Annotated in this window: 5 protein-coding genes and 1 riboswitch; of the genes, 3 read left to right on the forward strand and 2 right to left on the reverse strand. The window is 43.0% G+C overall.

What is annotated here, in order from left to right; genetic code table 11:
- Positions 1 to 57: 57 nt before the first annotated feature.
- Positions 58 to 531, reverse strand: coding sequence for a preQ(1) synthase (gene queF / locus ACFPVS_RS10715; RefSeq protein WP_096295816.1), 474 nt, complete (start codon positions 529 to 531; stop codon positions 58 to 60).
- A gap of 7 nt (positions 532 to 538) precedes the next feature.
- Positions 539 to 583: riboswitch (PreQ1 riboswitch) on the reverse strand.
- Positions 584 to 991: 408 nt separating this feature from the next.
- On the opposite strand from queF, the gene ACFPVS_RS10720 reads away from it, so the two are divergent.
- From ACFPVS_RS10720 to ACFPVS_RS10730, 3 genes are all read left to right on the forward strand, one after another.
- Positions 992 to 1,486: a MarR family transcriptional regulator gene (locus ACFPVS_RS10720; RefSeq protein WP_096295815.1), complete on the forward strand. Its 495-nt coding sequence runs from the start codon at positions 992 to 994 to the stop codon at positions 1,484 to 1,486.
- 43 nt (positions 1,487 to 1,529) lie between these two features.
- Positions 1,530 to 2,930: an efflux transporter outer membrane subunit gene (locus tag ACFPVS_RS10725; protein WP_096295814.1), complete on the forward strand. Its 1,401-nt coding sequence runs from the start codon at positions 1,530 to 1,532 to the stop codon at positions 2,928 to 2,930.
- 990 nt (positions 2,931 to 3,920) lie between these two features.
- Positions 3,921 to 5,111, forward strand: coding sequence for an HlyD/EmrA/EmrK family protein (locus ACFPVS_RS10730; protein ID WP_096295813.1), 1,191 nt, complete (start codon positions 3,921 to 3,923; stop codon positions 5,109 to 5,111).
- A 118-nt stretch (positions 5,112 to 5,229) separates the two neighbouring features.
- Here the strand turns inward: ACFPVS_RS10730 and thrB are convergent, their stop codons facing one another.
- Positions 5,230 to 6,150 carry a homoserine kinase gene (gene thrB, locus ACFPVS_RS10735; RefSeq protein ID WP_096295812.1) on the reverse strand — a complete coding sequence of 307 codons (921 nt, stop codon included), beginning with the start codon at positions 6,148 to 6,150 and terminating at the stop codon, positions 5,230 to 5,232.
- Positions 6,151 to 6,382: the final 232 nt, after the last annotated feature.

The following is a 6,382-nucleotide window of genomic DNA, read 5'->3' on the forward strand; positions in this document are numbered from 1 at the left end:
ACGGCCTGTTGCAATCATGAGACCGTCTGAAAGAATTATTGGATTTTTTAAATAGATTTAGTGGGCGTCGTGCTCAAACAGGCGCTTGCGTGCCAAGCTTTCGAACTCAGTACCGGTTTTGCCGTAGTTGGCAAAAGGATGAATGGCAATGCCGCCGCGTGGCGTGAAGTCGCCATAGACTTCGATGTATTTCGGATCCATCAGTGCAATCAGGTCTTTCATGACGGTGTTGACGCAGTCTTCATGAAAATCCCCGTGATTACGGAAGCTGAATAAATAAAGTTTCAGTGATTTGCTTTCCACCATTTTGATGTGCGGAATATAGCGGATATAGATGGTGGCGAAATCCGGCTGGCCGGTCATCGGGCACAGACTAGTGAATTCCGGGCAGATGAATTTAACAAAATAATCATTGCCGGGGTGTTTGTTTTCGAATGCTTCCAGAATATTGGGATTGTATTCGGTGGGATATTGGGTATGCTGGTTGCCCAATAGGGAAATACCGTTTAATTCTTCGGTGTTGCGGGACATTTTTGTTGTTTCCTTAGTTTTTTAATGTGGGAGGTTTTCGAACCACGTAATCACTGATTTTAATATAAAAATTTCTATGCGTGTGGGAATTTAATTTCAGATCGGCAAGAGAAAGTGATGAAATAGTCTCACCTTGAATGAACTAATGTACCGCTTGCACTTCTAAACTAGAGTGTTTATATGACAATTATATTTCTTAAGGAATAGTGCGTTGACGTAATAGTCATGAATTTAAAATAAGATGGTCGGTTATTATCGCAGCTAATCATATTTAATATGCATAATGCAACCCGTTTGTAATTTGCGTAAACCGATTATCAGATTTTCATTAGAAAAATAATCAGCTGAATTAATATAGTGTTGAAAAGTAAGTATCTGGTATATTAAGGTAAATGAATATGTCATGATTCATTCTGCTTTATTCGAAACAAATTTAGCCATCTGAATAAGAGAACATACAATGAGTTTTTCACAAGTCGAATTAGTTAATGCGTTGCGCTTGTTGTCAGGCCGACTGCCTGAATTTTCCGAGCATCAAACTCAAGCAGGAAGATTGCTGCGCGTTGTAACCGAGCGTTTAAGCAGCCATTTGAACGAGAGCTTGAAAGTTTTCGGCATCAACGAAAATTTATGGTTTGCCATGATGGCGATTTATGTCAGCCCGAATAGCGAAATTTTGCCTTCGCGTTTGAGCGATTTGATGGATTTGACACGCACCAGTGCAACCCGTCTGTCGGATGAAATGGTAGAACGCGGTTGGGTAGAACGCCATATCAATCAGCAAGACCGTCGTCAGATTGTGTTAAAATTAACTACTGAAGGTGAGTCGTTTATTCAAAAAGTTTGGCCGCAGATTTCAAGCAAAAGCGGTGATGCTTGGCAGGATTACACCAATGATGATTATGTGCAGCTGCAATATCTGCTGACCAAACTGTTAAACCGTTTGGATGGTTGATGTGTCACGCTGGCGGCTGCAAAACATGATAATGGAGTCGTTCATGAAATTCCGAATCGCCAAGACAGGCATGTGTCTCATCGCAGCAGCAACGCTGGCCGCATGTGCCCAATTTGGCAAGCAAGCACCGTTGGAGAACCCAACGGTGCATTCTTTATCGCAGGGCAATTCAGTACTCGGCCAAAATGCTTGGTGGCTGAAATTGCAGGATAAAAAACTCAATATCCTGATTGCGCGCGCCATTCAAACATCGCCTGATTTGCGCGTGGCAAAAGCCCGTTTTGAGCAGGCTCAAGCTCAGTTGGGCATAACCGGTGCTGCCGATAAAACGCAATTGGGTTTGGTGGGTAATGGCCTTGCCATGTATGCTGCACCGAAACCGTCTTCAACGCACAGTAAAACAGACAATCAATTGTTGTCGGCCAATGTGGCGGTGCAAGGTAGTTGGACATTTGATTTTTGGGGTAAAAACCGCGAGCAACTAGCTTCGATTTTAGGTCAGCGCCAGGCCATATTATATGAAGCGCACCAAGCGCGTATTGCCTTAGCACATGCGGTAGCAGCGCAATATTTTACCTGGCAGGCATTGGCTGAACAACAGGCATTGATTGAACAGCGCATGGCCTTGTCCGATAAAATGCTGCTATTGGTCAAACGTCGGATTGATGCCAAATTGATGCCGTCTGAATCGGTTTACCCGATTGAAATGGCGCAGCAAAAATTGGAGTTGGAAAAGCTGGCTCTCGCGCAGCAACAGCTTAAAGTGCGTCACAGCTTGGCTGCGTTAACCGGTACAACGCCGATGGGTTTGGTAGTTTCTGCGCCGGAAAAGCTGGCCAATGCACCTGTGCTGCCGGTGGGTAAATTGCATGCCGATTTATTGGCGGCGCGTCCGGATGTGGCGGCGCAAAAAGCCGTGTTAAGCGCGCGCTTGCATAAAGTGAAAGCAACTGAAGCTGAGTTTTATCCGAATATTGAATTGAAATTGTTGGCTGGTTTGGGGCATATTGACGCGTTTAATGTGGTGCGGAATAAAGCGTCGGGCATGTTGGGCGTGGTGCCTGCGCTGAACCTGCCGATTTTTACTTCTGGTGCTTTGCAATCCCGTTTGGCGGGAAAACGTGCGCAATACAATGAGCAAGTGGCTGTGTATGATCGAGCGGTTTTAAACGCTATGCGCGCCTCGGCCGATGCCATTGCTGATTACCAAAGTTTGCAAGCGCAAAAGCCGGTATGGGAGAAAATGCTGAAAACTTCGGATAAATCAGTACGCGCCGCGCAGGAGCGTGTCAAGGCAGGTTTGGAAAACGGTTTGTCGGTATTGAAGCAACAAGACGAAGCTGTTCAGTTAAGAATGAATCAGGTGCAGCAACAGGCGCAATTGTTGACGGCATGGAGTAATGTGCATATGCAATTGGGTGGTGGCTTTAAAGTCAGTAAATAAAACGAGAAACACAATTGATTGGTTTTTCTTTTCAGACGGCTGAGTTTTAACTTCAGGCCGTCTGAATATTTTTAGCAACATGAAGCGGGTTGGTATTAATCGGTATTTTTGTTTTGTCTTTGATTTTTTTGGATACGCAATTGTTGGTTTAATCTATGCGTATTGGAAGCTGTAGCAGCAAGGCATGGATGAACCGGCTTTGCTTAATTTTATACACAAGACGCTTATTTGCGCATCGCTATAGAATGTTTGGCTAAGGGTGTGGCTTTTATATACTCACGCTATTGTCGCTTTGATTTTAAAGCTTTGAATTTTCAGCCAAACGTTACGCTTTGCCCTTGGCTTTAATTTTTGACTGTATCGCTGATGCTGACAAGCACTTTATTTGACATGTGCATTATCGGCTTTTTTCCGATTATGCGGCTGCGATGACGACAAACTGTGAAGTGGGCAGTGAAATTCAAGCAATTCAGTATTCTTTTTGGTGGGGGGCTTGGCTTTTGTTAATGGCTTTCTTCAAGAATTATTGTTTATGGGGTTGGCATTTGCCGCTGTAAGACAACATTCGTCCGTCGCAATTGGTTACATTTATGCTGACATACTTATTTGGCTATCGTTGGTTTAGAGTTTTGTTGTTGTTTTTTTATTGAGAGATGCTGCCTGAAATTTTCGGACGACATATTAATATGGGCGGCTAATATTAGATATTGCTTTGAGATAGAATCTTGATAATGGTCGATCAGTTTATAACAGGTATGCCTGGTGCACTTATGGTTATAGGGTAAGGATATATTCACTTATTGGCTGCTGAGCGTAAATAATTTGTAGGAAAATCACTTGATTGAATATGCATGCAAATATAGAATGCCCCCAATCTGTTTGCTTTTTATTCTTTATGATATAAATGATGGTCAGGTAATAATAAATAATTGTTATTTAAAAAATTAAAGATAAATGACCCAATTTCGAAATCGGGATAAGTACACACTCATGGATCAGCAAGACAATCAACAAACGCCCAAGCTTCCTCCAAAGGAATCTTTATTTAATGTAAATAACCATCGCACGCGCAATCTGACGATTTTGACCTTATTCGTAATTGTTTTGGCGCTGGGTGCCGCATTGGTTTATTTCTTGATGTTGCAAAAAGAAGAGGCTACAGATGATGCTTATGTCGCCGGTCATTTAGTACAAATTACACCGCAAGTGAACGGCACTGTGCGTAAAGTGATGTTTGATGATACTGATGTAGTCAAAAGAGGTGATGTACTGGTTTCGTTGGATGACACCGATTTTCAGTTGGACTACGACCGCGCGCAAAATGAATTAATCCAGGCAATTCGTCAAAACAAGCAACAGACTGCAAATAATTCTCAAGTAAAGGCAGAAGTTTTGTTACGCAAGGCTGAATTAGCAAAAGCTCAATCAGATTTGGGTCGGCGCGAAGCATTGGCTGGAACAGATGCAATCTCAGGGGAAGAACTAAGCCATGCGCGGGCCGCAGTGGTTCAGGCGCAAGCGGCATTAAAGGCTGTGGAAGCCCAAGAGGCAGCTGCACAAGCGGTGCTGGGTAACAATATTCCATTACGCCAGCAACCTGCTGTTCAGACGGCCGTCAGCCATATTAAAGATGCATGGTTGAATCTGCAGCGCACGCAAATCCGTTCACCTATGGCCGGACAAATCGCCAAGCGAAATATTCAAGTAGGGCAACGTATTCAGCAGGGGGCGGCATTGATGGCAGTGGTTCCGTTGCATAATTTGTGGGTTGAAGCTAATTTTAAAGAATCGCAATTGCGTAAAATGAAAATCGGCCAGCCGGTGCAGATGGTGACTGATTTGTATGGTGATAAAGTTGTTTATCACGGCAAGGTCATGGGTCTGTCTGCCGGTACAGGCAACGCATTTGCATTACAGTCTACACAAATTTCGGCTGACAGTTGGACAAAAAAAGCACAACGTGTACCGGTGCGGATCAGCTTAGATGAAAAAGAATTGGCTGCCAATCCATTAAGAGTAGGGTTGTTGATGACTGTAACGGTTGATATTTCTTCTGCAGGCACGGGTAAAAATATGGCGGCTACTGCGGAGAGAAATGCTACCTTACCGGAAGCAGACAGCGTAGATTGGACAGCCGCAGACGCCTTGATTGAGCAGATTTTTGAAAAATACGCGAAGTAAGACATCAGATGGTTTTTGCTGTGTAAAGGCCGTCTGAAAAATGAACTGCACCTTTGAAAGTTGGACAATTCCTCCAGCTTTCAAAGGTGCAATTCAATTCTTTCAGATGCCTTTAAAATTAATCATTTAAATTCAGCAATAAGTCGCGGAAAGCGTTTGGATCTTTAATAAAAGTCATTTCACCGGATTGTGGGAAGTGGAAATCCAATAAGCGCGATACCCAAAAGCGGATGCAAGCTGCGCGTTGTGCCGTCGGAAAGTAAGCGCGTTCTTCATCAGATATTGGTCGAATGCTTTCATAGCCTTTAATAAATGCATCGCGCAAAGGTGTATCCAAGTGATTGTCAGCTGTTCGCGCCCAATCGTTTACTGCAATCGCTAAATCATACATGAAATTACCGGTGCAGGCGTAATAAAAGTCGATAAAGCCGGCAACGTGTTCGCCATCCAGCAAAACATTGTCTTTAAACAAATCTGCATGAATAATACCAGAAGGTAGGTGATGGCCTAGGTTTCCATCTAAAAATGCAATTTCCTTTTGCAATAATCGTGCATCTTCATCGTTCAAAACCGGTAAAAGCTGGGAGCAAGCTTCACGCCACCAACGATCGTAACGAGAATTTTCCATGGTCAATGGGAAATCTTGCCCGGCTAAATGCATCTTCGCTAACATCGTACCAGTATTAAAGCATTGGGCTTCTGTGGCCCAGCTGGTGTCGGAGCCTTTTAAGCAAGTCACTAAACAAGCCGGTTTACCGACTAAAGTGGAATCTAATTTGCCGTCTTTACGAATAATCGGTGCCGGACAGGCGACACCGTTATTGCTCAAATGTAAATTCAATTGCAAGAAAAAAGGTAATTCTTCTTGCTTCAGCACTTCAAATACGGTTAATACGTATCGCCCAGTTGTAGTTGTTAAAAAGTAATTACTGTTGGTAATCCCTTGAGCAATACCCTGCAAAGAAACGAAGTCACCTAAATTATATTGAGTGAGAAACGCGCGCATCTCATCATCTGAAACACTCGTATAGACCGACATAATCAAAAGCCTGATAGATAAAAAGATAAAAGTAGCCTGAATCATATCAAAAAATCCCTGTAAAAGTATCAAGGTTGTCTGAAATCTATGGCTACTGATATAAATATGTCGTAAAAAAGACAAGTGAATGCTGTTTGAAAAATTTGATTTCAGACGGCCTATGTTGATTGAGTGGCTGCTGTTTGGTATGGGGTTTTGAGATTTTTGTAATTTAGTAAGGATTAAATCTGAT

The sequence above is a fragment of the Neisseria weixii genome, assembly GCF_042658245.1.
In the GTDB taxonomy this organism is placed as follows: Bacteria; Pseudomonadota; Gammaproteobacteria; order Burkholderiales; family Neisseriaceae; genus Neisseria; species Neisseria weixii.

Coding starts and splice junctions, on each gene's coding strand:
- queF (WP_096295816.1), bottom strand. CDS start 531: ATGTCCCGCAACACCGAAGAATTAAACGGTATTTCCCTATTGGGCAAC.
- ACFPVS_RS10720 (WP_096295815.1), top strand. CDS start 992: ATGAGTTTTTCACAAGTCGAATTAGTTAATGCGTTGCGCTTGTTGTCA.
- ACFPVS_RS10725 (WP_096295814.1), top strand. CDS start 1,530: ATGAAATTCCGAATCGCCAAGACAGGCATGTGTCTCATCGCAGCAGCA.
- ACFPVS_RS10730 (WP_096295813.1), top strand. CDS start 3,921: ATGGATCAGCAAGACAATCAACAAACGCCCAAGCTTCCTCCAAAGGAA.
- thrB (WP_096295812.1), bottom strand. CDS start 6,150: ATGTCGGTCTATACGAGTGTTTCAGATGATGAGATGCGCGCGTTTCTC.